General features: G+C 64.0%; 2 protein-coding genes and 2 pseudogenes. 3 read left to right on the plus strand and 1 reads right to left on the minus strand.

Translation table 11 applies throughout. From position 1 onward, the window contains the following. The 3 genes and pseudogenes from AB0H81_RS44720 to AB0H81_RS44730 all read left to right on the plus strand — a co-directional run. Positions 1-156, plus strand: a pseudogene (locus AB0H81_RS44720) (transposase family protein); the annotation flags it as partial. Between the two features lie 677 nt (positions 157-833). Beyond that, positions 834-1,163 carry a hypothetical protein gene (locus AB0H81_RS44725; RefSeq protein WP_358388603.1) on the plus strand — a complete coding sequence of 110 codons (330 nt, stop codon included), beginning with the start codon at positions 834-836 and terminating at the stop codon, positions 1,161-1,163. 10 nt (positions 1,164-1,173) lie between these two features. Beyond that, positions 1,174-1,527 (plus strand): 2-oxo acid dehydrogenase subunit E2, encoded by a 354-nt coding sequence (locus tag AB0H81_RS44730; RefSeq protein WP_358388605.1) that lies wholly within the window; start codon positions 1,174-1,176, stop codon positions 1,525-1,527. 298 nt (positions 1,528-1,825) lie between these two features. On the opposite strand, the pseudogene AB0H81_RS44735 reads toward AB0H81_RS44730, so the two are convergent. Continuing rightward, positions 1,826-1,939 (minus strand): annotated as a pseudogene (locus AB0H81_RS44735) (IS5/IS1182 family transposase); the annotation flags it as partial.

Raw genomic sequence — 1,939 nt, forward strand, 5'->3', positions numbered from 1 at the left:
CGGTTGGCCTACGCCATCTTGGACGGCACTCTCATCCCGATCGACCGCCTGGCCGATGAGCGGCCGTACTACAGCGGCAAGCACAAGCAGCATGGAATGAACGTGCAGCTGCTGGCCGACCCGATGGGCCGGCTGGTGTGGGCCTCGCCTGCGCTGGTTACCCAGGATGAAAAAGGCTCATTGGTCAGGCTTGGGCAGATATTCGAGCTGCCACAGCCGATCAGCCGGCTGCATAGCGGGCCAAGGACTGCGCGACGTGTTTCATCCCAAGCTTTTGCACTTGCGCTGCGTCAAGCCCTCGAGAGTGGATGCCCTGCCAAACCTGGAGGGCTGCCACGTCACGGAAGAGGCCTCTGATCTGGGCCTTTCAGGCAGGCATGAAAGGCGTTGACGGTGGAAGTGGTTCTCCATATGTTTTTTCCGTCGCTCTGATCCCCGCCGGGTTTTGGAGAATCGTAGAGCCGGCTCCGACATGCCGCCGTCCGGCATGTAATTGGCGTGAAACCTGGCAGAGCGACGAAAGTGCCTGCCTGGCTCACATCAAAACCTCACCCGCTTCCATGAGGAGCCCCATGAGATTTCGGCGTACCACTAGGACAACACCCGGACGGACCGCCACGGCCAACTCGCGGGCGGAACCTTCGCGTTCCATCCCCCGTGTGGCGCGTGCCGCGGCCGGAGTGGTGGCTTTTTCGCTCCTCGGGAGCGTCTTCGCTCCCGCAGCCTCCGCCGCCACAGTGAGTGCCGCAAGCACCGCCGGCGCCGCGGCCTGTACCTCCCCAACGTTCTCCGTCTATCCAGGCTCCAGTATCAGCAACGTTCGCTATGGCCAGGTGGACTTCCACTTCTACGCCTGCAGCGACCAGTCACCTTCATCCTGGTCGGCCTCGGTCACCAAGGCCACGGTGAACAGCACCGGAAAAAACCTCGGCTTCTTCATCGACGGCACGAGCATCCCCACCGACTCCACCGGTAGCTACTACCGCTACTACACGGGGCGGATCTACGCGAGCACCTGCACGCCGAGAGTCGGCTGGCCATGCTCACGGTCGTACAGCTTCTCCGTCAAATTCCAGGTCACCAAGGACAGGTTCGGCAACCCGCAGGTGTACATGGGGGCCAGGACCGCGCCGACAGGAATGGCGCTCTTCACCACTCCCTGACGGCACTTCTTTGATCCGCTCCGGGGCCGGGCACCGTATCGGCGGCGTCCGGCCCGAAACGAACGCATATCTGAGCGCCGATGGCATGGAATGGCGGGTGCCGTTGACGGCGCGGTCGGGCCAGCGGCGGTCAGTCGAGATGGCGGGCGGCAGGATTCGGCTCGCCGTTCGGAAGGTGACCGCGCTGGCGTTGTCGTTCGATCACCGGATCACCGACAGCGAGCCGGGTTCGTTGTTCCTCCCCGACGTGAACGTGATGCTCGTGGATCCGCTGCGCATGCTCGTCTGGGGCGGAGAGACGAAGGAGGGCCCGGATCGCATAGATCCGGGCCCTCCGTCGTTCGTGTCGAGTGTCAGCCAGTGACCGGGATGTCGGTCTTCACCGGCGTCGGGGTGCGTCCCCACCTGGCCTTGCTCGGATTCGCCGTGCTGGCCATGGTGAGTTATGCGAGCGCCGCCGGATTGGCGAATTCGGCGTCGCTGATGCCCCGGGTCGTCGCGGCTGTGTCGTGTGCGCGTGCGTGATCACGACGGCGACGGTCCAGCAACGACGGGCGGAGGCTTGGAAACAGCAGCTGCGCAAAGACTTGATCGCCTCCTACAACGAGTCCCTCCCGCTGGTGGGTGCCTGACACCGTCCCTGGACGCACACTGAGCCTTTTTCATCCTGGGTAACGGCCGTCTTCGACGAGCTGCAGCACGAGGATCGCCTGCACGAGCGTGGTCGCGCGATGCGGGCAGCAGCGCAGCTTGGCCAGTACCTTCCAGGACTTCAA

This window comes from Nonomuraea sp. NPDC050691 (assembly GCF_040654455.1).
Taxonomy (GTDB): Bacteria; Actinomycetota; Actinomycetes; order Streptosporangiales; family Streptosporangiaceae; genus Nonomuraea.